General features: G+C 35.9%; 22 protein-coding genes. 13 read left to right on the top strand and 9 right to left on the bottom strand.

Translation table 11 applies throughout. The annotated features are described in order from the left end of the window. Positions 1-200 precede the first annotated feature (200 nt). The 3 genes from ACLHG9_RS06190 (at position 201) to ACLHG9_RS06180 (ending at position 5543) form a co-directional block, all read left to right on the top strand. Entirely contained in the window at positions 201-2984 is a 2784-nt protein-coding gene (locus ACLHG9_RS06190; RefSeq protein WP_410220624.1) for a prolyl oligopeptidase family serine peptidase, read from the top strand. A gap of 93 nt (positions 2985-3077) precedes the next feature. Then, entirely contained in the window at positions 3078-4232 is a 1155-nt protein-coding gene (locus ACLHG9_RS06185; RefSeq protein WP_410220623.1) for a M14 family zinc carboxypeptidase, read from the top strand. A gap of 39 nt (positions 4233-4271) precedes the next feature. Beyond that, positions 4272-5543 (top strand): nucleoside recognition domain-containing protein, encoded by a 1272-nt coding sequence (locus ACLHG9_RS06180; protein WP_410220622.1) that lies wholly within the window; start codon positions 4272-4274, stop codon positions 5541-5543. A gap of 58 nt (positions 5544-5601) precedes the next feature. Here ACLHG9_RS06180 and ACLHG9_RS06175 read toward each other — a convergent pair whose 3' ends face one another. Both ACLHG9_RS06175 and ACLHG9_RS06170 read right to left on the bottom strand, forming a co-directional pair. Beyond that, positions 5602-7035, bottom strand: coding sequence for a SusD/RagB family nutrient-binding outer membrane lipoprotein (locus ACLHG9_RS06175; RefSeq protein WP_410220621.1), 1434 nt, complete (start codon positions 7033-7035; stop codon positions 5602-5604). Positions 7036-7045: 10 nt separating this feature from the next. Further along, entirely contained in the window at positions 7046-10291 is a 3246-nt protein-coding gene (locus ACLHG9_RS06170; protein ID WP_410220620.1) for a SusC/RagA family TonB-linked outer membrane protein, read from the bottom strand. A gap of 291 nt (positions 10292-10582) precedes the next feature. Between ACLHG9_RS06170 and ACLHG9_RS06165 the strand changes: the two genes are divergently transcribed. Further along, positions 10583-11092, top strand: a complete 510-nt coding sequence (locus ACLHG9_RS06165; RefSeq protein ID WP_410220619.1) for an RNA polymerase sigma factor — start codon at positions 10583-10585, stop codon at positions 11090-11092. Continuing rightward, entirely contained in the window at positions 11082-11690 is a 609-nt protein-coding gene (locus ACLHG9_RS06160; RefSeq protein ID WP_410220618.1) for a hypothetical protein, read from the top strand. Before ACLHG9_RS06165 ends, ACLHG9_RS06160 begins: the two co-directional genes overlap by 11 nt. A gap of 8 nt (positions 11691-11698) precedes the next feature. On the opposite strand, the gene ACLHG9_RS06155 is transcribed toward ACLHG9_RS06160, so the two are convergent. Beyond that, on the bottom strand, positions 11699-12310 hold the full coding sequence (locus ACLHG9_RS06155; RefSeq protein ID WP_410220617.1) for an NUDIX hydrolase: 612 nt from the start codon (positions 12308-12310) through the stop codon (positions 11699-11701). Here ACLHG9_RS06155 and pyrE point away from each other — a divergent pair. Both pyrE and ACLHG9_RS06145 read left to right on the top strand, forming a co-directional pair. Then, positions 12309-12950, top strand: coding sequence for an orotate phosphoribosyltransferase (gene pyrE / locus ACLHG9_RS06150; protein ID WP_410220616.1), 642 nt, complete (start codon positions 12309-12311; stop codon positions 12948-12950). The two genes, ACLHG9_RS06155 and pyrE, sit on opposite strands and share 2 nt — an antisense overlap. 24 nt (positions 12951-12974) lie before the next feature. Further along, complete coding sequence (locus ACLHG9_RS06145) at positions 12975-13373, top strand: SRPBCC family protein (protein WP_410220615.1); 399 nt, start codon at positions 12975-12977, stop codon at positions 13371-13373. A gap of 224 nt (positions 13374-13597) precedes the next feature. Here ACLHG9_RS06145 and ACLHG9_RS06140 read toward each other — a convergent pair whose 3' ends face one another. Next, on the bottom strand, positions 13598-14818 hold the full coding sequence (locus ACLHG9_RS06140; RefSeq protein WP_410220614.1) for an MFS transporter: 1221 nt from the start codon (positions 14816-14818) through the stop codon (positions 13598-13600). Between the two features lie 254 nt (positions 14819-15072). Here ACLHG9_RS06140 and clpB point away from each other — a divergent pair, with 254 nt between their 5' ends. From clpB to ACLHG9_RS06120, 4 genes are all read left to right on the top strand, one after another. Then, positions 15073-17667 carry an ATP-dependent chaperone ClpB gene (gene clpB, locus ACLHG9_RS06135; protein ID WP_410220613.1) on the top strand — a complete coding sequence of 865 codons (2595 nt, stop codon included), beginning with the start codon at positions 15073-15075 and terminating at the stop codon, positions 17665-17667. Between the two features lie 322 nt (positions 17668-17989). Continuing rightward, complete coding sequence (locus ACLHG9_RS06130; RefSeq protein ID WP_410220612.1) at positions 17990-18592, top strand: outer membrane beta-barrel protein; 603 nt, start codon at positions 17990-17992, stop codon at positions 18590-18592. Between the two features lie 133 nt (positions 18593-18725). Beyond that, a complete protein-coding gene (locus ACLHG9_RS06125) occupies positions 18726-19628 on the top strand; it encodes a polysaccharide deacetylase family protein (protein WP_410220611.1) in 903 nt (300 codons plus the stop codon). A 16-nt stretch (positions 19629-19644) separates the two neighbouring features. Beyond that, the gene (locus ACLHG9_RS06120) at positions 19645-20511 is read left to right on the top strand and encodes a polysaccharide deacetylase family protein (protein ID WP_410220610.1); all 867 of its coding nucleotides are present in this window, start codon (positions 19645-19647) and stop codon (positions 20509-20511) included. Here the strand turns inward: ACLHG9_RS06120 and ACLHG9_RS06115 are convergent. Beyond that, positions 20504-20956, bottom strand: a complete 453-nt coding sequence (locus ACLHG9_RS06115; RefSeq protein ID WP_410220609.1) for a 3-oxoacyl-ACP synthase — start codon at positions 20954-20956, stop codon at positions 20504-20506. The genes ACLHG9_RS06120 and ACLHG9_RS06115 overlap by 8 nt on opposite strands. 36 nt (positions 20957-20992) lie before the next feature. Next, positions 20993-21571 (bottom strand): nitroreductase, encoded by a 579-nt coding sequence (locus ACLHG9_RS06110; protein ID WP_410220608.1) that lies wholly within the window; start codon positions 21569-21571, stop codon positions 20993-20995. A gap of 116 nt (positions 21572-21687) precedes the next feature. On the opposite strand from ACLHG9_RS06110, the gene ACLHG9_RS06105 reads away from it, so the two are divergent. Continuing rightward, positions 21688-22059 carry a DoxX family membrane protein gene (locus tag ACLHG9_RS06105; protein ID WP_410220607.1) on the top strand — a complete coding sequence of 124 codons (372 nt, stop codon included), beginning with the start codon at positions 21688-21690 and terminating at the stop codon, positions 22057-22059. 2 nt (positions 22060-22061) lie between these two features. On the opposite strand, the gene ACLHG9_RS06100 is transcribed toward ACLHG9_RS06105, so the two are convergent. From ACLHG9_RS06100 to ACLHG9_RS06090, 3 genes are read right to left on the bottom strand one after another with little or no spacing between them, the layout of a single operon-like run. After that, a complete protein-coding gene (locus tag ACLHG9_RS06100) occupies positions 22062-22610 on the bottom strand; it encodes a hypothetical protein (RefSeq protein ID WP_410220606.1) in 549 nt (182 codons plus the stop codon). Between the two features lie 12 nt (positions 22611-22622). Further along, the gene (locus ACLHG9_RS06095; RefSeq protein ID WP_410220605.1) at positions 22623-23081 is read right to left on the bottom strand and encodes a MaoC family dehydratase; all 459 of its coding nucleotides are present in this window, start codon (positions 23079-23081) and stop codon (positions 22623-22625) included. Between the two features lie 25 nt (positions 23082-23106). Beyond that, positions 23107-23574, bottom strand: a complete 468-nt coding sequence (locus tag ACLHG9_RS06090) for a hypothetical protein (RefSeq protein ID WP_410220604.1) — start codon at positions 23572-23574, stop codon at positions 23107-23109. A gap of 192 nt (positions 23575-23766) precedes the next feature. Here ACLHG9_RS06090 and sucC point away from each other — a divergent pair, with 192 nt between their 5' ends. Next, the gene (gene sucC, locus ACLHG9_RS06085; protein ID WP_410220603.1) at positions 23767-24957 is read left to right on the top strand and encodes an ADP-forming succinate--CoA ligase subunit beta; all 1191 of its coding nucleotides are present in this window, start codon (positions 23767-23769) and stop codon (positions 24955-24957) included. Positions 24958-25020: the final 63 nt, after the last annotated feature.

Here is a 25020-nt window from a genome sequence, read left to right as displayed (position 1 = left end):
TCCTTAACCGGATGCTTTTTTTGTTTTAAGAGATATTATCAATCTGAAAAATCTTTCTGTTCAGCTAAATTCAACCTTAAGAAATCTTTCAATATCAGGCCTCATTTGTAAAATTTGATTGATAATGGCCTGAATGCTTAATATTTTACTTTTTTTAAGTTAAATTAATCCCGCTAAAAATAAACTTATCAAAATTTAACATGCAAAAGAAACTTACCTTATTCTTTGCATTGCTAACCTCAGTGGTTTTTGCACAGAAAAAACCTTTAGACCATTCGGTTTATGACGGTTGGCAAAGCATTGCCAGTAAACAGATTTCAAACAATGGTGTATGGGCCAGTTATATGATTGTACCCCAGGAAGGAGATGGAGACCTGTATTTTAACGAAACACTTTCGGCCAGAAAATTAAAGATCAACCGCGGTGCGGGCAATAGCTTTTCTAACGATTCGAAGTTCGCGGCATTTTTAATCAAACCTTTTTTTAAAGATACCCGTCTAGAAAAAATCAAAAAGAAAAAACCGGAAGAGCAACAAAAAGACACTTTAGGTATTGTAAACCTCACCACCTTATCCGTTACAAAGATTCCAAGAGTAAAATCTTTTGCATTTCCAGATAAAGGCGCTTCAATCCTGGCCTATTTACTTGAAAAGCCTATTGATACTTCAAAAAAAGCCAATGCAGCTGCTTCTGCTAAAGAAGGAACAGACTTTATTGTGAAAAATCTGACAACTGGAACAGAAACTACGTATAAATATGTTACTGATTATAAATTCAGTAAAGATGGTAAATTATTGGTTTTCACAGCTTCGGGATCTAAAAAAGATAAAGATGCCAAAACAGGTGTATTCTTGTTAAATACAGAAAAAGGTACGCTAAAAACCTTGGTAAAAACCAAAGGCAATTACAAAACTTTTGTATTTGATGATGAAGACGAACATCTTGCATTCTTAGGCGAGACCAGCCCTGAAAAAGACGAAATTAAAGACTACAACATTTACTTTACTTCTATAAACTTAGATACAGCACAGGTTCTGATCGATAAAGAAGCAGAAGGTATGCCTGCAAATTTTGTGGTAAGTGGCGATGCCCGTTTAAATTTCAGTAAAGATGGAAGCAAACTTTTCTTTGGTATTGCTCCAGAGAAAAAACCAAAAGATACCACTTTAGTAGAGTTTGAACATGCCAAGCTTGATATCTGGGGTTACAAAGACGATTATTTACAGACCGTACAGTTAAAAAATGTAGACAGAGATTTAAAGAAAAATTTCCTGTCTGTGATCAATGTTTACAGTGCAGATGCTAAAATCATTCCGCTTACCGATGAGAAATTACCTGATGCAGCATTGGTAAATGAAGGCAACCAATCTTATGTATTGGCTTCTACAGATTATGGTAATCGTATAGCCTCTCAGTGGACAGGAAGCACCCTACGTGATTATTATTTAGTTGATGTAAAAACAGGAAGTCGTAAAAAAATCATTGAAAATCTCCAAGGAAATGCAATGGCATCTCCAAATGGAAATTATATCCTGTATTTTAACAGAGTTGATGGCAACTGGTACAGTTACCAGGTAGCAACTGGTAAAACCATATCTCTCACCGCAAATCTTAATGTAAAATTTGCCGACGAAGAAAATGATGTTCCAGACTATGCCAATTCTTACGGACTTGCAGGATGGACTGAAGAAGATAAGAGTGTTCTTATTTACGACAAATATGATATCTGGGCTTTATCTCCTGACGGTAAAGACAAACCTAAAAATATTACCATTGGTTTTGGTCGCTCAAATAATCTTACTTTCAGGGTACAAAGAACCAGTACAGAAGCGCGTTTTTTTAAACGTAATGAAACTTTATTATTAAGTACCTTTAACAATGCTACTAAAGAGGATGGTTTTTATACCAAAAACATCAACGATAACAAGTTACCTGAGCTTTTGGTAATGGACAAAGCAAAATTCTCTTCTGTAACCAAAGCCCGTGATGCTGTTTACTACATTTACGATAAAGGTAGCTATATCCAATCGCCAGATGTTTATATCTCAAAAGATATGAAAACGGCCGTAAAATTAAGTAATACCAATTTACAGCAGGCCAATTATATTTGGGGTACAACAGAACTTGTAAAATGGACTACGCCAAAAGGCTATAAATCTGAAGGTATCTTATATAAACCGGATAACTTCGATCCGAATAAGAAATACCCTATGATCGTTTATTTCTATGAAAAACTTTCAGATGGATTATACACTTATCAGGCTCCTTCTCCTACACCTTCACGCTTAAATATTCCGTTCTTTGTGAGTAATGGATATTTAGTATTTACCCCTGATATCAGTTATGAAACCGGTCATCCGGGTAAATCTGCTGAAGAATTCATCAATTCAGGAGTTGAATATCTGAAAAAAAATGCCTGGGTTGATGGTAGCAAAATTGGTATTCAGGGACAAAGCTGGGGCGGTTACCAGGTAGCGCATTTAATTACAGCTACCAACATGTATGCTGCTGCATGGGCGGGTGCTCCTGTGGTAAATATGACATCAGCTTATGGCGGTATCCGCTGGGAAAGCGGTATGAACCGTCAGTTCCAGTACGAAAAAACCCAAAGTCGCATAGGCGCTACTTTATGGGAAAAACCTGAATTGTATATTGAGAACTCTCCTTTATTCAAGTTACCAAATGTAACCACACCTGTGGTTATTATGGCTAATGATGCCGATGGAGCTGTGCCATGGTACCAAGGTATAGAAATGTTTACGGGTTTAAGACGTTTGGGCAAACCAGTTTGGATGCTTAACTATAATAATGAAGCACATAATCTGGTTCAGCGTCAAAACAGAAAAGATATCCAAATTCGTGAACAACAGTTCTTTGATTACTATTTAAAAGGAGCTAAGGCACCAGAATGGATGGTTAAGGGTATTCCTGCAACCGAAAAAGGTAAAAACTGGGGCTTTGGACTTACCGATGAAAAACCATAAACATTACAGAAAGGTTTAAAATATACTTAGTGAGAAATCTGTTTATTATTTTCAGGTTTCTCACTTTTTTGTTTAGACACAGTTTTATTCACTATGTATATTAAAGATATTCTATCTCTTCACTCGTCTTTTAAAGAAGTTAGGCTTAACAACCGCTTTTTTAAACATGAAGATATTATTGCTCTTATTAAAAAATTACCTGCTACGTTTAAAGTTAAAGAAGCAGGCAAGTCTGTTAAAGGCTTGAGTATCCATACCATACAATGGGGAAACGGACCAGTAAAAGTTATGCTTTGGAGCCAAATGCACGGCGATGAAGCTACAGGTACCATGACTTTATTTGATCTGTTTAATTTCTTACAGAGCGATCATGAAAGCGTAACACTGCTGGCAAACAACTGTACATTATTGTTTATGCCAATGGTAAATCCCGATGGAGCTACTGTATTTACCAGACGGAACGCCCAGCAAATAGATATTAACCGCGATTACCTGCAAACGCTTACACCGGAGGCCAAGATTTTAAAGCAATGCCGAGATGATTTTGAACCACATTTTGGTTTCAATTTACACGATCAGAATACTTTATGGAGTGTAAAAGGTTCACGAAAACCGGCTACACTATCTTACCTCGCCCCTGCTTATGATGAGGCGTTGAGCGTAAACGATACCCGTAAAAATGCTATGCTGGTAATTACAGAGATGTTTAAACATTTAAACCTTGTTCTGCCACAACAGATCAGCCTGTTTGACAATGAGTTTGAACCACGTGCTTTTGGCGATAATTTCCAGAAAAAAGGTACTTCAACTATATTAATAGAAGCCGGCGGTTATCAAAATGATTTTGAAAAACAGGAAATCAGATCATTCTATTTTGCCTCTATCTTAACCGGATTGATCTCCATAGCTTCCAGCAGTTACCAGAATCAAAATACAGATTCTTATTTCAGCATACCGCAAAACACCAAACAGATTTTTCATATCCTGATTAAAAATATAGCAATAAATGGAATTAAAACCGATATAGGAATAAATTACGAAGAAAAGCCTTATCTCAATGGTTTAGGCACTGAAAAGACCTATTTTATTGAAGATATTGGTGATCTTTCTTATTGTGATGCTTATACTGTTTATCACACAGAAAATCAATCTATTGAAGGAGATATTGTGTTTAACCAAAATGCCTCGTTCAAATTATATAGCGATCAAAATTTAATTTTATCATTTACGGATGGTAAATTGCAGTAATAAACTTCTTTAAGAGATTTTAATAAATAAAACAAACAAATGGCATTAAGCAGAATTTGGTCGGCATTTATTATTGTGGCTATTGTAGTAGCCTGTATTAAATGCTTTTTTTTAGGTCAGACAGAAATTTTTAGCTGGATGATAATTGGTAAGGCCGATGATCCAACCAACTTAACCAAGGTTGATGGTGTAATACAAACTTGCTGGAACGCAGTAGAAATGTGTTTAAAACTAATTGGTGTCTTAGCTTTTTTCATGGGCTTAATGAGCATTGCAGAAAAAGCAGGAGGCATTCGTTTACTGTCTAAGATAGTTGGTCCGTTCTTTTCTAAATTATTTCCCGAAATTCCTAAAGGGCATCCTGCCACAGGGCACATGGTAATGAATTTTTCTGCCAACTTATTGGGATTAGATAATGCGGCAACCCCTTTTGGTCTTAAAGCCATGGAAAGTTTGCAGGAACTTAATCCTCACAAAGAAACAGCAAGTAATTCTCAAATCATGTTTTTATGCTTACATGCTGCCGGTTTAAGTTTAATTCCTGTAAGTGTGATTGCTTTAAGGGCTTCGTCCAATGCATCAGATCCTACCGATATTTTCATTCCTTGTTTAATCGTAACTTTTGTGGGCACACTTACGGCCATGCTCATTGTTTCCTTTAAACAAAGAATCAATATTTTTCAACCCGTAATCTTAGGTTGGGTTTTAGGCATTAGCGCCATTATAGGCTTACTTGTTTGGTATATCACCACATTAAATTCTAAAGATATAGCTTCATTTTCTGGAACACTGAGCAGCGGTGTAATCTTATTTATTGTTTTGGTTATTTTATTAGGTGGCGTTTATAAAAAGATAGATGTTTTTGATGCCTTTGTTGAAGGGGCTAAAGGAGGTTTTGAAACCGCTGTAAAAATTATTCCTTATTTAGTAGGTATGCTGGTAGCCATTAGCATGCTACGTACAAGCGGAACGTTTGATGTGGTTATTTTAGGTATTAAGAACTTTTTTACCTTTTTTGGAGCCGATACCCGTTTTGTAGAAGCATTACCAACAGCATTAATCCGTCCTTTAAGTGGCGGCGGTGCCCGGGGAATGATGGTTGATACCATGACTGCATACGGCCCTGATTCTTTTGCAAGTAAGTTATCCGGTGTTTTTCAAGGTGCTGCCGATACAACTTTCTATGTAATTGCGGTTTATTTTGGCTCGGTTTCTGTTAAAAATACCCGTTACGCCGTTGGTACGATGTTATTAGCAGATTTAGCAGGGGTATGTACTGCTATCGGTTTAGCTTATCTGTTTTTTGGGTAAAAGAAAATTTTCACAAATAAAAAAGCCGCTTAAAGCGGCTTTTTTATTTGGTATCAGTTTATGGTTTATCCCACCACACTCTGGTGTTCAGACCATCTGTGCCTCCATAAGGGAAAGCGGCAACCGCAGCGTCATAATTTGCTTTATTGATCTGTGGCTCGTTTGTTGGATAGCCTTCTCTTCTTGGGATTAAATTATTGTTAGCTCCTGGAGCAACCACTAAAAAATTTGGGAAACCGGTTCTTCTCCACTCTGCCCAGCCTTCGTAACCGTGCATAAACAAATGAATCCATCTTTGATTTCCAATTTTTTCAAGTGCATTTAGAGGCGAGTAAGCAACAGCCGGTTGTAGTAAATAATTTGCTGCACCAGTTGTACTTCCTGTCCATTGACTTATTGATTGGGTAATTGCATTATTATAATTGGTTTCTGCAACAGCATCTCCTCCAGTAATCCAATTGATCTTAGCAGCTTCTGCCAATGCAAATAACGCCTGCGCGTAGGTTACCAGATAAACAGGTGAATTTTGCTGGCGAATGGCAGAACCTAAAAGAGAATAATTTCCAGGAACCACCTCTGTAGCCAAACCGTAATCCAAGCCTACATAATCGTTAGTATTTGTCGATTTATTGGCAAAAATGGGTAAACGCGGATCATTTAAAGGTTTCATATAATCTACAACAGGTTTACTTACGGCATACCAGTTTCTTCCCAATACTGTAAATGAATTGTACCAAAAATTCTGATGATCTGTTTGCGCTAAATGAGGATAGGAAAGATTATCTGAGTTTGATGTCATAATGCCATTAGTCAGCGCTTTATTAAACTCATCTTTACCTTTAGCTGGATCTACTTTAGATAATCTCAAAGCCATTAACATATGTATGGTATTTCCCAGCTTTTTCCACTTGGCCATATCTCCTTTATATATGATATCATTTTTGATGTTTCCTGCAGCTGTAGTTACGGTAATTAAAGCATTTGCTTCATCTAATAACTTAAACATAGCATTGTAGATATCCTGTTGCTTGTCATATTTAGGCACATAATTATTATCTCCTTTCAAAGCTTCGCTAAAAGGCACATCTCCCCATCTGTCTGTAACATGCCAGATGAAATAAGCTTTCAGAATTTTAGCTACCGCCAACTGGTTTTGCACAGGCCCCTCGTTTGCATTCAATGTAGAGTTAATTGCTGTTTCCAGATTATTTAGCGGGCCAGTATACCATGTAGAGAAAGAAAAATTAGTTGTAACATATCTCGCATTATCCGGGTATAAGGTTAACGACAAATATTGAGGGTAATGTACTCCGTATGCATTAGAACTAATACTTGGTAGATAAAATTCAGAGTTAGCAATTAACTGTGTGCCTGATGCCTTACTTGGGTTATTAGGATCTTTGTTTAAGTTTTCATCAAATTTAGTACAGCTTGACCATAATGCTGCTGTCCCTAATAATAATGAATATGATATTTTTAAATATTTTTTCATGTTGTTATTTTTAGAAAGTTACACTCAGATTTAATCCAAATGATCGTACAGTTTGCAATTCACCTTTTTCAATCCAGCTAACATTTGCACTGCCAGCTGATAGTTCAGAAGGATCTAATCCTTTAGGTGCTTTTTGCCAGATCATTAATGGATTACGAGCAATAGCAGATATTTTTAATTTGGTAAAAGGTGTTTTCGCTAATAATTTCTGATTAAAACTATAACCTAACGATACTTCTCTCAATTTAATATAAGAAGCATCATATAACCACTCTTCATATATTCTGGTTCCTAAAGAAGTTCTGTAATAAGCTTTTGCATCTACATAACCATCAAATGACTGGCCACTTACATCAGTTGAAACACCTCCAATTATTTTTTTAGTTCCCGGAGCATAAATACCGCTAACTTTTACCCCTCCTCCATTTGCTAAAGGCTCACGTACATTTACACCTTTATCATTTAAAGCAGCTGTAATATCAGCCTGACCTGATTTAACAGCTAACATTTGTGTCCAGCTAAAAAATTGTCCGCCTTTCTGAAAGTCGATCATTGCGCCCAAATCAAAATTACCATATCTGAAAGTGTTTCTAAAGCCTCCTGTAAATTTTGGTAAAACCGATCCAAAATTGGTATTCAGCTTTTGTGTTGGTAAATCAGAAGCATCTAATAACAATTTGCCTGTAGCTTGATCTCTCGCATAACCAGGACCTATTAAAGTACCAAAAGCTTCATTTTCTCTGGCATATAAATAAACTGTTTGCGAAGAATAGGTATTACTCCCCAGTGTTAAAGACTTCACATCTTTGTGCAATTCTTCTATCATACTGGTATTTCTTGCAAAGTTTAATGAAGAGTTCCATTCAAAATAACCGGTTTTTACAGGAGATCCGTTTACAGATAACTCAATACCTTTATTTCTGATTTTACCTGCATTAATAACAGTAGAGCTGTACCCACTTGCCGGAGATACCGTTAAATTGATAATCTGATTTTTATTAAGCTGATTGTAATAAGTTACATCCATGCCTAATCTGTTATTAAAAAACTTCAGCTCAGTTCCTATTTCAAATGAATTTGCATACGATGGTTCAATATTAGGATTTCTTAAAGTGCTTGGAAGTGTCATTGTATTGATGGTATTGGTTCCATCAGCATATACAGCTCCTGCAACAAAAATCGGATATATATCATAAGCTGCTAAATCAGATCCGGCAATAGCATAAGAAGCTCTCAGTTTACCAAAGCTCAATGCTTTCCAATTTAACAATTCACTAAATAATATACTTCCAGATACAGAAGGATAAAAGTAAGAGTTATTGTTTTTAGGCAAGGCTGAAGAAATATCATTTCTTATTGAAGCATCAATAAAATAAATATCCTTATAACCTAAAGATGCCATTGCATACATGCTTCTAACCTGTTTTTTTCTCAGGTAATTACTCACACTCGGTCTGTCAATAGAAGCTGCAATGCTATAAAAACCCGGACTTGACAACCCCCCAACAGTTGCTTGAGAAAGAGAAGAATACTCTTGTGTAAGCAAGTTAGCTCCGGCATTCACATTTACAGAAAAATCACTTATGGTCTTATTATATTGCGCTAAAAACTCATAATTATTCTCTGTATTCTGGTATTTGCCTTCAAAGTAGCCGTCTAAAGAACGCCCGCCTAAAGCCGTATAGTTTCTTAAGCGTTGTACATACATATCTGAACGTACAAAACCCGAAAGTTTTAAATCACTATATACTTGGTAACTCAGATTAATATCTCCAAAAAAACGATCTCTGTTATCCATATTCAGATTTTCATAAGCATCAAAATAGGGGTTATTCCAATCTGATGGTTTATTATTCAGAATAATACCTGCTGTTGCTGCAGCTGTACTTGGGCTAACATTCCAATTTTTTATAGTTCCATCAGCATATTTATAATTTTTTAATTCATTAATATCCAGATTTCTTTGAAACCATTGTGTTGCACCTGTAAATGATCCCTGATAACCCTGAACAGGTCTCAATCCGTCGTTATTCGCGTAATTTAAATTTGCTCCAGCTGTTAACTTAGATGTTATATTTATGGTTGAGCTTAACCCTAAGTTATTTCTTTTCAAATTTGTATTAGGGTAAGTACCTTTAATATAAGTGTTATTATAACTTAACCTAAGCGTTGCTGTTTCATTACCTCCAGAAACAGTAATGCCGTTATTGGTATTAAAACCTGTTTCATAAAAATCTTTAATATTATTAGGTTGAGGTACAAATGGTGTAAGCTGCCCAAATCTTGGATCTTGTGGATAGAAAGAAAAATACATTCTTACAGGAGTTCCGTCCATTTTAGGTCCCCAACTCTCATCATAATCATTGATATACTTTTGTCCAGCAATTGGAGTTGCCGATCCGAATGTATTAAAAGTCTGGGTTCCTCCCGCTCCGTATATATTTTGAAGTGGCAGAAAGTTTCCAACTTTCTCAATCATATTAGAACTGCTAAATTCTACTTTTACTTTTCCCTTAGCACCCTTCTTGGTCGTATATAAAATAGCCCCATATTGTCCTCTTGATCCATACAAAGCAGAAGCAGCAGGTCCTTTTAAAACACTTACACTTTCTATATCTTCCGGATTAATATCCTGGGCTAAGTTTCCTAAATCTACACCATTTGCATCAGAACCGCTAAAGTTTCCATTATTAAATGGTGTACCATCAACCACAATTAAAGGAGAACCTCCCCCTGTTACCGAATTGATACCTCTCAATTTAATCTTCTGTGTTCCTCCAAGGTTTGCACCCGAAGAGCCCGTTACCTGTGCTCCGGCAACTTTTCCTGCTAATGAACCTATTGCATTATTATCACCCGTCATGGTAAGATCGTTGCCCTTTACCACCTGTAATGAATAACCTATTGATTTCTCTGCACGTTTAATACCCAATGCAGTAACCACAACACCTTCTAAGGTCTGTGTACTTGTGCTCAACGTTGCATTAATTGTATTTTGTGTACCAACTGCAATTTCTTTAGTTTCGTATCCAATAAATGTAAATACTAAAACAGCATTATTTGAAGGCACCACAATAGAATAGTTTCCATCCTGATTAGTTGATGTTGCAGTACTGGTGCCTTTAACCTTAACTCCAACACCGGGTAATCCTATTTTGTCTTCTGCGTCTATAACCTTACCCGTTATGGTTCTTTGGGCAAAAGCTATTGCAGAAGAAAACAAGATTACTACTAGTAGTAAAATTTTTCTTGTCATAGTTCTTTTGATTTTAGGGATAATTTGTTTTAAGTAATTGTAAACTGTAAGTTAATAATTTTTATTTCATTTTATTATTTTAAAAGCAAAAAGAAAGAAGAATAGGTAGTTTTTTCGCAAAAACAAGGGCACTTACTTAACAAAGTAAAAAACAATAAACTCATGATCAAACCTATAAAAGTTTACTTTCTTTTTATTTCGACATTTGATGTAACATTTTGCAAATACTTATACCAATTACACAGAAACATATAAATCAGATTAGTATTTAACCATTCTACAATTTCAAAAATGCAATCGGGTAACAGTACGCAGGTATTTCTGGAACTTATCAATCAGCACAAAGGTATTATACATAAGGCAGCTAAAATGTATATGAACCAGCCTGAAGACCAAGAAGATTTGTTTCAGGAAATTGTAGGACAATTATGGAAAGCATATCCCACATTTAAAGGCAACAGTAAATTCTCTACATGGATGTACCGGGTAGCTTTAAATACAGCTCTTGTTTTCTTCAAGAAAGAACATAAAAAGCCTGATAAGGTAAGCTTAAATCATGAGTTTGATATAGCAGATATTAACGACAGCCACGAGAAAGAAGAAAAGCTGACTTATCTCTATAAAGCTGTACAGGAACTTAACCAGATAGAAAAAGCCCTGATCTTCTTATATCTTGAAGATTTATCACACAGAGAAATAGCTGAAAATTTAGGGATAAGTGAAATTAACACCCGTGTAAAATTAAACAGAACCAAAGAAAAATTACAGCAAATCATAAAAAACAACGGTTATGAATTTTGATGAACTAAAAAAGCAATGGAATAACGAAGACAATGAATCTTCTGTGCAGATATCAGAGAGCATGCTGAGGATTAAACAAGCGCATACCCCTGTAGATCAGATCAGGAAAAAGATGAAACATGAATTTTATATACAAATCTTAAGTCTGGCAGCAATGGCTTTTACACCTAAGTTATTTAGCTTCTCTCCTGATCTTAAGCTGATATTCTTTATTTTCTACGCTATTGCCTGTGGCTTTACGGCCTACTATTTTTTTAAATTCTATACCTCTTATAAACACTCTTATGACCTGAGTCTGGATAGCCGAAAAAACCTGTTATGGTTCTACTACGAAATGAAAATGAACCTGGAATTATACAAAGCATTAACTTACATTATTGGTTTTATAGCGCTGGCCTTTGGCTGCATCTATTTATTGGTCATTAAGAATATGGCTTTAACAAAACTTATTTCAGAGTTTCCAGTGTTCTATATGGTCTTGAACTGTTTTGCATCTATTCTTCTGTTGGGTTTCATTACAGAGCTCTGGTCAAAGTATTATTATGGAAAATACCTTGACCAGATCAAAAAGATACTTGACAGCCTTGATATGGAATAAATCCGGGCTCATAACATATTATTTTCTCTTAAAACATCTATGATCAAAGGATAGGTGTTTTTTATTTTATCTCCAAATTTGGCTAAAGGCACCCAGCAGGCTTCCGTTATACCCTCTTCTAACTGTGGTATAAGTATAGGGTTGTTTTTTACAGTCATTTTATACCAGTTGGTATGTTTTAAAACCAGTTTATCTCCCATTTCATATACATGAAAGGTCTTACAGATTTTAGCTTTAAGCCGATCAACTTTAATTCCACATTCTTCTTCTACCTCTCTCACAGCTGCTTTTTTCATCTTCTCTCCTTTCTCAACTTTTCCTTTAGGCAAATCCCATTTGTTGTTCCTGTAAATAAACAAATATTCTCCATTGGCATTACTAACCAAACCACCCGCAGCTTTAATCAAAATGAGCTTTTTTTTAATACTTTTAAATGCTTTTTTAGGTTCGTGGGCAAGCAAGAAATAGTGCTGAGGTTTTTTACCCTTTAAACTTTTATAAAAGTTACCAAAATCAAATAATTCATTCTCAAATTGTTGATTTTTTTCTACTCCTTCTGGGGCTTGGTTACTTATTAACAAAGTATTGTCATTAATATAAATTCTGTATTTTTGCGACATGTATAATAAAAGTGATATTGAATTAAAAGTAGCTGAATTTTTATTACAAATAAAAGCAATTAAATTGCAACCTACTAATCCTTTTACATGGGCTTCGGGTTGGAAATCTCCAATTTATTGCGATAACCGTATTACCTTATCTCATCCGGCTGTAAGAACTTACATACGCCAAAAACTTGCTCAACTTATTCAGGAAGAGTATGGTGCAGTTGATGTAATTGCCGGTGTAGCAACTGCGGGCATACCTCAAGGTGTGCTGGTAGCTCAAGAATTAGGCTTACCTTTTATTTACGTTCGCTCAAAAGCTAAAGAACATGGCACTGGCAGTTTAATTGAAGGCGAGATCATTGAAGGACAACGCGTTGTAGTTGTAGAAGATTTGGTTTCGACCGGAAAAAGCAGTTTACAGGCTGTAAATGCCTTACGTGAAGCCGGTTTATCTGTTGCCGGTTTAGTTGCTATTTTTACATATGGTTTTAAACAGGCTGATGAAAATTTTGCTGCTGCGAAATGCCGTTTTTCTACCCTTTCAAACTATTCGGCACTTATTGATTATGCCGTAGAACAGGGGCTTATTGCAAAAAATGATTTAGAGCTGTTGAGCACATGGCGTGAAAATCCTGCCGAATGGGGAAAATAATCTACCAATCAATTTTTATTGAATATGACAAACATAGAAAGTACTACCATTATAAACTTACCCATTGAAAAGGTTTATACTTTTTTAGATGATTTAAACAATCATCAGCAATTAATGCCCGAAAATATTTACAACTGGTCATCAACCAAAGACGAAGCTCGTTTTACTATACAAAATATGGCTAAGCTTGCTATTAAAATTACTGAGCGTGTTGAAAATCAGAAGTTAATTGCTACTCCAACAGAAAAGCCACCCTTTGATGTATCTCTTCAATGGGCCGTAGCTGATTTAGGTAACGGTACCACAAAAGCTACCTTAACCATATCTGCAGACCTGAACATGATGATGAAAATGTTGGCCTCGGGTCCTTTACAAAAACTCACCGACTTTCAAACCCAACGTTTAAAAGAAGTTTTAGGATAATTTATCCTTATTTAAGAGAGCTATCTCAAAAATGGGTCATCCTAACCTGTAGCGAAGCGAAAGCTACGCAGTAAACCGAACCGAAGCGAGCTTACCGAAGGTAATTTATTTCAGGGTCTATTTGTAAGATGGTACAATAATGTTTCAGATTCTGAAACAACTCGTCCCGAATTCAATCGGGAAGTTCAAAGTGACGAATCTCAAGAATTTGAGATAATCCCTTTTTATGTGGTTTTAGATTTATCGAGTCGCATTCGTTTCTTCAACAGAAAAAAACCAAGTGCCGTAAGCAACATTACTATTCCCGTACCCATCCACAAAATATCAAAACCTAATTTAGCGGCTACTTTAGTACCTAAAAAAGGTGCAAAAATCAAACCTGCCGAAAGCGACAAAGAGTTTAATCCCATATAAGCTCCCCTGTAAGTTTTGTTTGACCGTTGCAAAGTTACCGTTGCCATAAAAGGCATAGCTAATATTTCAGATATGCAAAGCATGAACATAGATAGGTAAAGCAGCCACAAGCCTTTTGTGAGCAATAAGGATAAGAATGCCGCAGCACAAAAAATCACTCCATATATAATCGCTTTTATAGCTGTCATTTTCCGTTCTGCCCAATGCACAATCAGCATTTCCAAACTAAAAACTACTACTCCACTATAAGCCAGTATTATTCCTATTTGTGTTTCTGTTAAAGCATATACTGTTCTGTAATAAAGAGGTACCGTATTTAGCAATTGAAAAAAACAGATTGCATAAATAATACTCAGGAAAGAGAATACCAAAAACGGAACATCCTTATAGGGTGATACATGTTGGAAATTACTACACTCTTCTCTTACCTCTTTGTTCTTTGTACCTTTCTTATTTCTGAAATACAAGAAAAAAACAGCGGCCGACAAAAAAGCCGCAACAGCATTGCCATAAAATAACCAGTTATAAGATATGGCAGCAAGGAAGCCTCCCAAAGCAGGTCCTATAGAAAATCCAAGATTTAAAGCCATTCTGTTCAATGTAAAACTACGTATTACATTTTCTGGTTTTGAATAATAAGCTATTGAAACCGAATTAGCAGGTCTTAACGCATCAGCTATCATGCTCATGATAAATATACCCGTTGCCAAAGAAGCTTCTGTTTTTAACTCAGGTAAGACTAAAAACATAGGTACCGTAAGCAGGAGACTAAAAAATTGCACCTTAAAATGCCCTAATTTATCAGTTAACCAGCCACCTACTGAAGAACCTAAAACAGAACCAATACCAAAACAACTCAATACAACACCAGTTGCCTCCAGATCAAAATGCAATTGGTTAACCATATATACACCTAAAAAAGGTACTACCATAGCACCGCTCCTGTTTACCAACATTACCAAAGCCAGCATCCAGGCAGGAGTTGAGAGCCCTTTATAAGCTTCTAAATAAAGTTTAATAAATGATTTCATGGTTTAAGGTATTCGTTCTGCAAATATAGATTTATTATAGGAGGCATTCAGGCAGATTACCAAATCTTTACCCTACCTATCAAGTTTATGATTCACCAAGAAAAATATTTTTTAATAATTCAAACAACAGACAATATTTCAGCACAAACAACTAAAAATCAGACATTTATTCATTAAAAACTAAAACAACAGGACAAAATTTCCGATTCGTAAAATCAATTATGCATGGCATTTGTTTTGATTAAAAAGTTAATATGAACTTCAACAATTTTACAATAAAAGCCCAGGAGGCTGTTCAGAAAGCCTCAGAAATTGCACAGGGCAATCAACAACAGGCCATTGAGCCTGCACACCTTTTAAAAGGCTTACTTACTGTTGATGAGAACGTAATTTCTTATGTTTTAAAAAAACTCAATGTTAACCTCAATACCTTAAACCAGAAACTTGATGAAGAAATTGCCAGATTTCCAAAAGTGAGCGGCAGCAACATATATCTTTCATCAGGCGCAAATAATGCCTTACAAAAGGCACAATCTTTTTTAAAAGAATTTAAAGATGAGTTTGTTTCTGTTGAGCATATGCTCTTAGGTATTTTGGCAGTAAACGATCAAACCTCAAAGCTTTTAAAAGAGCAGGGTGTAAATGAAAAAGATCTTAAAAAAGCCATTACAGAGTTACGCGGCGATAGACATGTAACTGATCAAAATGCTGAAGCGACTTATCAAGCATTAGGTAAATATGCCCGTAATTTAAATGAATATGCAGAAAGTGGAAAATTAGATCCGGTTATTGGTCGTGACGAAGAAATCAGACGTGTGATACAGATTTTATCACGCCGCACAAAAAATAACCCTATTCTGATTGGCGAACCAGGTGTAGGTAAAACCGCTATAGCAGAAGGCATTGCCTTTAGAATTATCAAAGGCGACGTACCCGAAAATCTGAAATCTAAAGTGGTTTATTCATTAGATATGGGTGCGCTTATTGCCGGTGCCAAGTATAAAGGTGAGTTTGAAGAACGTTTAAAAGCAGTAGTTAAAGAAGTTACCCAGAGTGATGGTGAAATCATTTTATTTATTGATGAAATCCATACCTTGGTTGGTGCTGGTGGTGGCGAAGGTGCCATGGATGCAGCAAATATTCTTAAACCGGCTTTAGCCAGGGGCGAACTAAGAGCCATTGGTGCCACCACATTAGATGAGTATCAGAAATATTTGGAAAAAGACAAAGCATTAGAGCGCCGTTTCCAAAAGGTAATGGTTGAAGAACCTGATACCCAAGATGCCATTTCTATTTTGCGTGGATTGAAAGAACGTTATGAAACCCATCATAAAGTACGTATCAAAGATGAAGCTATTATTGCCGCTGTAGAAATGAGCCAGCGCTACATTTCTGATCGTTTCTTACCAGATAAAGCAATTGACCTAATGGATGAAGCTGCGTCTAAATTGCGTATGGAAATGGATAGCGTACCGGAAAACGTAGATGCCTTAGAACGTGAAATCATGCGTTTAGAAATAGAACGCGAAGCCATTAAACGTGAAAAAGATGATAAAAAGGTTAAAGAACTAACTGAAGAAATTGCCAATCTGGCTGCAGAACGCGATGAGTTCAAGGCCAAATGGCAGAGCGAAAAAGACCTGGTTGATTCTATAAACCATCAGATAGAGCAAATTGAAAGCTATAAATTAGAGGCTGAACAGGCCGAACGTGCAGGAGATTATGGCAAAGTAGCCGAACTTAGATATGGTAAAATCAAAGAAGCACAGGATAAAGTAGAAGCATTAAAAGCTGATCTGGCATCTCGCCAAAGCGATAGCAGAATGCTAAAAGAAGAAGTTACTGCCGATGATATTGCAGGTGTTGTAGCTCGCTGGACAGGTATTCCGGTTACAAAATTGGTAGCCAGCGAAAGAGAAAAACTATTGCATTTAGAAGAAGAGCTGCACAAACGTGTAGCCGGACAAGATGAAGCGATTGAAGCGATATCGGATGCCATACGCCGCTCGCGTGCAGGTTTACAGGACAAACGTAAACCAATAGGTTCTTTCATATTCTTAGGTACTACAGGTGTGGGTAAAACAGAGCTGGCAAAAGCACTTGCCGAATTCTTATTCAATGATGAGAACGCGCTTACCCGCATAGATATGAGCGAATATCAGGAAAGACATGCCGTTTCACGCTTAATAGGTGCTCCTCCGGGATATGTGGGTTATGATGAAGGTGGACAACTTACAGAAGCCGTACGACGTAAACCCTATTCGGTTGTACTATTAGACGAAATCGAAAAAGCACATCCTGATGTATTTAATATTTTATTACAGGTTTTAGATGATGGAAGACTAACTGATAATAAAGGCCGTGTAGTTAATTTTAAAAACACCATTATTATAATGACCTCCAATATAGGTGCTCATTTGATCCAAGATAATTTCAAGGATCTGAATGATATTAACCACGATGAAGTGGTAGCCAAAACTAAAAACGAGTTATTTGAGCTATTAAAACAGACCATTCGTCCGGAGTTCTTAAACAGAATTGACGAACTGATCATGTTCACCCCACTTAACAGAAGCGAAATCAGAAACATTGTTGATCTACAGTTTAAACAAATACAACATACACTTGCAGAAATGGGAATAGACATTACCGCAAGTAACGAGGCTTTAGATTGGCTTGCTCAATTAGGCTATGACCCTCAGTTCGGAGCCCGTCCTTTAAAACGCGTTATACAGAAACGTATTTTAAATGAATTGTCTAAAGAGATTTTAGCTGGTAAGGTAGATAAAGACAGTAAAATCAGGCTAGATATGTTTGACAATAAATTTGTATTTCTTAACGAGAAATAAAACATAAAAACTCACATATTACAAAGCCCCGGATTTACCGGGGCTTTTGTATTTTTGTCAGTACATTTTGGCACACATGGTGTCATATGTACACTTATCTAAAAATCAAGAAAAATCAGTGTTTTGTCATCAAAAGCCAGTTTTGTCATTCCAAAATAATATACTGCAAGCATAACAAAAAGCTATCTCACTATAACTTAAAGCTTTACGCAAAACAGCTATTTTTTGGCATGCAAGTGTGCTTTAAAGAGGTACAACGTTTGTATTTAAAGACACAAATAGCGGTTAAATGTATAACTGTTATTCTTAATTAACACTGAAAATGAAAAAAGTATTATTATCATTAGTAGCTGTAGCAGCTATTACTTTTGGTGCTAACGCACAAACAGAAAAAGGAAAAATTATGTTAGGTGGTAACCTTGGTTTTAACAGTACTAAAGTTGAGGGTGCTACAAAATCAGACGTTAACTTTAGCATTGTCCCTAATGTTGGTTATTTCGTAGCTAACAATGTAGCTATTGGTACGGGTGTAGGTTACACTTATAACAAAGCTGTTAGCAGTTCTAAACAAAATGAAGCTTTCGTAGTAGCTCCTTTTGGTCGTTACTATGTAGGTTTATCAGATCAGTTCAAATTTTTTGGACAATTAGCTGTTCCTATGGCGTTTGGTACAAACAAAGCTGTAGATGCTAACGGAGATACTGGTGCTAAATTAGGTACAAGTACGTCTATAGGTGCAAATCTTGCTCCTGGTTTTGCTTTCTATCCAACTAAAAAAATTGGTATTGAATTATCAGTTAATGGCTTAGGGTACGCATATCTTGAAAATAAAAACGAATTGACAGGTGCTAAAACAAAAGTTAACAGCTTTGGTTTAAATGCTGATACTTTTGCTCCAAAATTAGGCGTGCAATTTCACTTTTAATCTTTAAAGATTTATACAAAAAGCCCTGTAAAATTTGCAGGGCTTTTTTATTTTCCACCTATTAAATCACTATTTATCAACATCAATATAAATCTTCAGGTTTATGCTTAGTTTTGCTTCATATCAACATAATATGAAAAAACTTTTCTTGTCATTTTTAACAGCAGCTATCTTATTTAACAGTGGCTGTCAAAGCAAATCTCAATCAGTTACGGATAGCAAAAGTACCGATTCAACCCAAACCGAAGAAAGTGTACAAACCGGAAAAACAGCATCTGGAAAACAGGACGCCAGTCCGGTAGATGTTAGTAAAGTAAGAGTTGCTGATGCAAAGACCATACTTGAACGTCCACAGGTACCTATTTTATGTTATCATCAGGTACGTAACTGGAAACCAACCGACGGTAAAGTAGGCAAAGATTATATTGTTGAAATAGAGAATTTTAAAAACCACATTAAAATGTTGGTTGATAGTGGTTATAATACCATATTACCTGACCAGCTTTATGCTTATTTAAATGAAGGTAAGGCTCTACCTAAAAAACCTATCATGCTTACTTTTGATGATACTGACTTAGATCAGTATACCATTGTTAACCCTTTGCTTAAAAAATATGGTTACAAGGCGGTATATTTTATCATGACCGTATCTATTGGTAAGAAAGGAAAATTTGTGGATTATATGAGTGCCGACCAGATCAAGCAACTTTCTGATGAAGGTAATGTAATTGGCAGCCATACTTATGACCACAAGAACTTTAAAAAATATGAAGGTAAAGATTGGGAAGAACAGTTAGATAAACCAACCAAAAAGTTAGAACAGATCACCGGTAAAAAAATAGATTATTTTGCTTACCCGTTTGGTTTATGGAATGCAGAAGGCATACCTCAGCTTAAAAAACGTGGGTTTAAAATGGCTTTTGCTTTAGCAGATAAGCGTGATCCAAATGAGCCTTTATATACTGTACGCCGTATTATTGCCAGTGGTTACTGGAGCCCAAAAACATTGCATAACGCCATTGTTAAAAGTTTTTAACCGGAACATTTCTTAAATGAAAAATATACTTGCGCTTGCAATATTTATGCAGGCGCTTTTTATTTCGTGTGTTTCTAAAGCACCGGGTCAAGAAACAGAAGCAACTGTTAAGCCTACTCAAATAGAAAAGAAGAACGATAACCAAGAAAAGCCAACCAAAGCTACTGCTGCTGATATTGCAGTCATTCTGGCCAGAAAAGAAGTGCCTGTATTGTGCTACCATCAAATTAGAGATTGGGCACCCATAGATGGTAACCGGGCTAAAGATGACATTATATCTCCCGCTCGTTTTAAAGAACATATTAAAATGCTGGCCGATAGTGGCTATCATTCTATTTTACCCGATCAGCTTTACGATTACTTGGTGTATGGAAAAGATTTGCCAACTAAACCCATCATGTTTACGTTTGATGATACTGACCTTGACCAATTTACGGTAGCCTATCCTACCTTAAAACAATATGGCTTTAAGGGTGTGTATTTCATCATGACCGTTGCCATTGGCAAAAAGGGACGCATTGATTATATGAATGCCGAGCAGATCAAAACTTTAAGCGACGATGGGAATGTAATTGCCAGCCATACATATGACCATAAGAATTTTGCCCGTTTCAATGAAAAAGACTGGTTGATACAAATAGAAGAGCCTAACAAAAAATTAGAAAGAATAACAGGGAAAAAGATTGAGTATTTTGCTTATCCTTATGGAGTATTTAAATCATCTAACCTACACAGGTTAAAAGATTATGGTTTTAAAATGGCTTTTATCTTATCTACCAAACGTGATGAACAATATCCTTTATTTACAATAAGGCGTATTATTGATCCGGGATATTATACAACAAGAGGTTTAATGAACAGTATCAAAAAGAGCTTTAAATAAGTTCTTTTATCTGGTAATTTCTTTGGTTAAAAGTAAAAGCATCACCTTTTCTTTTTCCCATCAATAACTTACCTAAAGGTGCAACCGCCGATATGGCAAAATAGCTTGTTCCATTGACCATAAACTGCCCTGCGCTAATAGAAAGGTAAAAATTGCCATTATTGGTCAATACCAGGCTACCGTTCTTAACTACATCAGTAATTGCATTAGTGCTTAAGCCCATTAATAAAGCTTTTTGTTGTTTCGCATCTATTAAAAGCTGCATATTACGGTTGATATCCTGCTGGGCCATTTCTCGTCCGGTTTCGTATTTATCACCTGCACTGCTCTTGGTGTCATCTATACTGGCTTGCTGAGCCTGTTTTAGCGCTTCTTCAGCATTTTGTATGCGGTCATTGATAAAACCAGTACAAAGCTGGTAAAGTTCTTCTTTTATTTCCTGCACTTAAAGCTTGAGTTTGTTATGTGTTCTTGTTTAACCTTAACCCTCCATCCATGTTACTTTTTCAGCTATCGGTGTACGGTTAGCTTCACGTGGTTGCTCATTATGGTAACCCATATAAAAAAGTCCGTAGCATTTTTCATTTTCTTTTAACTCCAGAAACTCTCCTAAATGTTCGATCATACCAGGTGAACTCCAGTAGGCTCCAACATTTAAGCTCTCTGCTGTAAGCGCCATATTTTGCACTGCACAGGCCATAGATGCCAGTTCTTCCCAAGCGGGCAGTTTATCAGGATGATATTGCACATTTAAAGCTAAAATACAATCGGCTTTTTGCGTTTTAAGAACTAAACTATCATATTTCTTTTGCAGAAATTTTTCTGGTGCAACCGTATTTTTATACAGAGTGGCCAATTCTTCACCCAGCTTTATTTTTGCTGTTTTTCTAATTACCGTAAATCTCCAGGGTTGTGTTAATTTATGTGTAGGTGCATAATTTGCGCTCTCCAGTATCTGCTCAATAACTTCTCTTGGTATTTCTTTCTCAATATAACTATCGGTAAAAACACTTCGCCTGTTTTTAATGATCTGTGCTAAAATTTCGCTGTTTGAACTCATTCAGCAAAAATAACAGATAAAGCCATAGCTTTTCCCCTGCTTTTGTAAAATTGACCACTTATTTTTTCAAGCAAAAAATCTTATTTTTAATAATCTAAAACCAATAACTTGAAATTATGAAAATCGTAAAATTTATCTTGTGCCTTTTATTTGGCCTTACGTTTATTAATGCAGGGTTAAATAAATTCTTTAACTATATGCCCACACCCCAGCTCACAGAAACTCAGCAAAAGTTTTTTGAAGCGTTTATGCAAATCACATGGTTAATGCCCTTAGTGGCAACTATAGAAATTTTAGGTGGTTTGCTGTTTATAATTCCTAAAACCAGAGCATTGGGCGCTATAGTCATTTTACCAGTTATGGTTGGTATTCTGATACATCATTCTGTTATTGATCCATCAGGGCTTGCCATGGCATTAGTGCTCTTTGTCATTAACTTATGGATCATTATAGACAATTATAGGAAATATAGGGTTTTGATCAGTTAAGCCTACTTTTTCAACTGTTTTCTGATTTGTTTTGCCTTGGCAAAAAAGGCGATGCTTTCTTTATCTATCAAATAATCTATGGTGTTGAGTAATTCTTCTTTTACCCAAGGATATTTGATAGATAAATTAGCCAGTATATTTAAGCAATGTGATTTTATAGCTACGGGAGTATCATCATCTATCAACCATGTAAAAACCGTTTCAAGTAAAGGCTCTGCATCATAATCTTCTATTATAGCTTTAACAGCCTTAGGCTGTCGTTTACCTGTAATTAAAGCCAGTATTTTAGAGAAATGTCTTTTTGCAGATAAGTTCTTTTGCTTTGAAAAAATAGCTAAAAAATAAGCGATATGTGGTAAAAAAACTTCTGTATGATTTACATAAATATTTTCAAGTATCCACGCCGCCCTGAAACCAATTTTCTGATCGGCGTGAAAGGTAAGATCTATAATATCTTTTAATTGCCATTTATTTTGCAGGGCTATGGCCGCAAGCTTTTCTACTTTATGTTTTTGTAAAGTTGTTTGTATCTGCTCCAACAGCTCCTGCATACAGTAGATTTTTTAACTAAAATGGTATAAGAACACTAAATCGCCAATAAAAGCAGGTTTAATCTGATCTTTAATTTCAAGAACGGTTTCCAGTATAGCTTTTGTAGTTCCTCTCAGGTTAACAATAGATTTAAGTGTGGCTTTAAGTCTGATCTGACTGTCAACCGTTACGGCTTGCCCAAACTTCAAATTTTCTATGCCATAATTAATCTCCATTTTAAGGTTATGGATCTCTACTATTTGCTTCCATAAATATGGAACTAATGATAAAGTCAAATAGCCATGTGCTATGGTTGTACCAAATGGACTTTCTTTTGCAGCACGTTCTTTATCGATATGTATCCATTGATGATCCAAAGTAGCATCTGCAAACTGATTGATCTGATTCTGATCAATAGTATGCCATTCTGAAATACCTATTTCTTTGCCTAAATATGATGCAAATTCATCATAATTATTAATTACCGTCATTGTATAATCTTATTTCTGGTTAAAATTATTTTAATATGGATTCTAAGTCAGCAGCAGAATACGCTACAGATTTCAGTGTTTTATGATCGTTACTGCGATATACCAAAAACAACCCGTCTATTTCTTTATAGTACGCATCTACATTATCCTTACGTTTGTAATGCGCTATAGTTTCCTCAGCTTCTTTAGCGGTTTTACAGGCTTTGCTCATGTTAGAACGGTGCACCTCATCAAACAAAGTTTTAAAATGATTGCTTAAACCAAATTCATGTACAGCACCCGCCAAGACATATTGTATATCGCATAAGGCATCAGCAATACCAATCATATCTTTTTGAGCTACAGCTTCTCTTAGTTCATCTAATTCTTCTGCTATTAAATCTATTCTCAGTTGACAACGTTCTGCAGAAGGTATGGTCGGTTGTTCTAAAATAGGGTGTTTAAAAGTGGTGTGAAACTCAGCTACCTGACTCAATGCATTTAAATCTTTCATATCTGTATTTTCAATAAGCTAAGATTTAACATTAATTGCTAAACACCAAATTTTATTATCAACAACAAAAAAGCGGTTATATGTGGGCTTTATATTCAGAATACTTTATATTCAGAATACTTTATGACTAAATATTTTTTTATGTTGATATAAAGGTTTATGATTTGTAGCTTTGGGCAAATTTTTGATCAAATGAATATCCACGAATATCAAGGTAAACAAATTCTTAAGGGCTTTGGCGTTGCTATACAAGAAGGTATCGTTGCTGATACAGTTGAACAAGCTGTAGAAGCCGCTAAAAAAATGAAAACTGACTTTAACTCTGACTGGGTTGTGATTAAAGCACAGATCCACGCTGGAGGTAGAGGAAAAGGTGGCGGTGTAAAGCTTGCCAAAAATTTAGACGAAGTAAAGCAAAGAGCTACAGATATTTTAGGAATGCAGTTGGTTACCCCACAAACTGGTCCTGAAGGCAAAAAAGTAAACAAAGTGTTGGTAGCACAAGATGTGTACTATCCGGGCCCATCGGCAACCAGCGAGTTTTACATGAGTGTTTTATTAGATCGTGCTAAAGGTAGAAACATCATCATGTATAGTACCGAAGGCGGTATGGATATTGAAGAAGTTGCTGAAAAAACACCTCATTTGATTTTTAAAGAAGAAATTGACCCTAAAGTTGGTTTGCAGGGTTTCCAAGCACGTAAAATTGCTTTTAATTTAGGTTTAAGTGGTGCTGCCCATAAGGAAATGGTAAAATTTGTTTCGGCTCTTTACAAAGCTTATGACCAGACCGACTCTTCTATGTTTGAAATTAACCCTGTGTTAAAAACCAGTGATGATAAAATTATTGCAGTTGATGCTAAAGTAAATTTAGATGAGAATGCATTATACCGTCATCCTGATTACGCTGCAATGCGTGATATTACTGAAGAAGACCCAACAGAAGTTGAAGCTAGTGAAAGTAACCTTAACTATGTTAAATTAGATGGTAACGTAGGCTGTATGGTAAACGGTGCTGGTTTGGCTATGGCTACCATGGATATCATTAAAATTGCAGGTGGTGAGCCGGCTAACTTCCTTGATGTAGGGGGTACAGCTAACGCGCAAACTGTAAAAGCGGCTTTCAACATCATTCTAAAAGACCCTAATGTTAAAGCTATTTTAATTAACATTTTTGGCGGTATTGTTCGTTGCGATAGAGTTGCTCAAGGCGTTATTGATGCTTACAAGGAAATTGGTGACATCAGAGTTCCAATTATTGTACGCTTACAAGGAACAAATGCAGAAGAAGCTAAAAAATTAATTGACGAATCGGGATTAAAAGTTTACTCGGCAATCTTATTAAAAGAAGCCGCCGACCTAGTAACTAAAGTTTTGGCTTAATCAATTTTTATTAAGATAACGGAAAGCCGGCTTTTATAAAAGCCGGCTTTTTTATTTCTTCCT

Source organism: Pedobacter sp., from assembly GCF_046462515.1.
GTDB lineage: Bacteria > Bacteroidota > Bacteroidia > Sphingobacteriales > Sphingobacteriaceae > Pedobacter.
Note: the sequence above shows the minus strand (reverse complement) of the source record. Positions and strands in the feature narration are given on the sequence as shown.

Coding starts and splice junctions, on each gene's coding strand:
- clpB (WP_410220613.1), top strand. CDS start 15,073: ATGAACTTCAACAATTTTACAATAAAAGCCCAGGAGGCTGTTCAGAAA.
- ACLHG9_RS06155 (WP_410220617.1), bottom strand. CDS start 12,310: ATGTCGCAAAAATACAGAATTTATATTAATGACAATACTTTGTTAATA.
- ACLHG9_RS06170 (WP_410220620.1), bottom strand. CDS start 10,291: ATGACAAGAAAAATTTTACTACTAGTAGTAATCTTGTTTTCTTCTGCA.
- pyrE (WP_410220616.1), top strand. CDS start 12,309: ATGTATAATAAAAGTGATATTGAATTAAAAGTAGCTGAATTTTTATTA.
- ACLHG9_RS06125 (WP_410220611.1), top strand. CDS start 18,726: ATGAAAAAACTTTTCTTGTCATTTTTAACAGCAGCTATCTTATTTAAC.
- ACLHG9_RS06190 (WP_410220624.1), top strand. CDS start 201: ATGCAAAAGAAACTTACCTTATTCTTTGCATTGCTAACCTCAGTGGTT.
- ACLHG9_RS06090 (WP_410220604.1), bottom strand. CDS start 23,574: ATGAAAGATTTAAATGCATTGAGTCAGGTAGCTGAGTTTCACACCACT.
- ACLHG9_RS06180 (WP_410220622.1), top strand. CDS start 4,272: ATGGCATTAAGCAGAATTTGGTCGGCATTTATTATTGTGGCTATTGTA.
- ACLHG9_RS06110 (WP_410220608.1), bottom strand. CDS start 21,571: ATGAGTTCAAACAGCGAAATTTTAGCACAGATCATTAAAAACAGGCGA.
- sucC (WP_410220603.1), top strand. CDS start 23,767: ATGAATATCCACGAATATCAAGGTAAACAAATTCTTAAGGGCTTTGGC.
- ACLHG9_RS06160 (WP_410220618.1), top strand. CDS start 11,082: ATGAATTTTGATGAACTAAAAAAGCAATGGAATAACGAAGACAATGAA.
- ACLHG9_RS06095 (WP_410220605.1), bottom strand. CDS start 23,081: ATGACGGTAATTAATAATTATGATGAATTTGCATCATATTTAGGCAAA.
- ACLHG9_RS06140 (WP_410220614.1), bottom strand. CDS start 14,818: ATGAAATCATTTATTAAACTTTATTTAGAAGCTTATAAAGGGCTCTCA.
- ACLHG9_RS06165 (WP_410220619.1), top strand. CDS start 10,583: ATGCAATCGGGTAACAGTACGCAGGTATTTCTGGAACTTATCAATCAG.
- ACLHG9_RS06145 (WP_410220615.1), top strand. CDS start 12,975: ATGACAAACATAGAAAGTACTACCATTATAAACTTACCCATTGAAAAG.
- ACLHG9_RS06130 (WP_410220612.1), top strand. CDS start 17,990: ATGAAAAAAGTATTATTATCATTAGTAGCTGTAGCAGCTATTACTTTT.
- ACLHG9_RS06105 (WP_410220607.1), top strand. CDS start 21,688: ATGAAAATCGTAAAATTTATCTTGTGCCTTTTATTTGGCCTTACGTTT.
- ACLHG9_RS06100 (WP_410220606.1), bottom strand. CDS start 22,610: ATGCAGGAGCTGTTGGAGCAGATACAAACAACTTTACAAAAACATAAA.
- ACLHG9_RS06120 (WP_410220610.1), top strand. CDS start 19,645: ATGAAAAATATACTTGCGCTTGCAATATTTATGCAGGCGCTTTTTATT.
- ACLHG9_RS06185 (WP_410220623.1), top strand. CDS start 3,078: ATGTATATTAAAGATATTCTATCTCTTCACTCGTCTTTTAAAGAAGTT.
- ACLHG9_RS06175 (WP_410220621.1), bottom strand. CDS start 7,035: ATGAAAAAATATTTAAAAATATCATATTCATTATTATTAGGGACAGCA.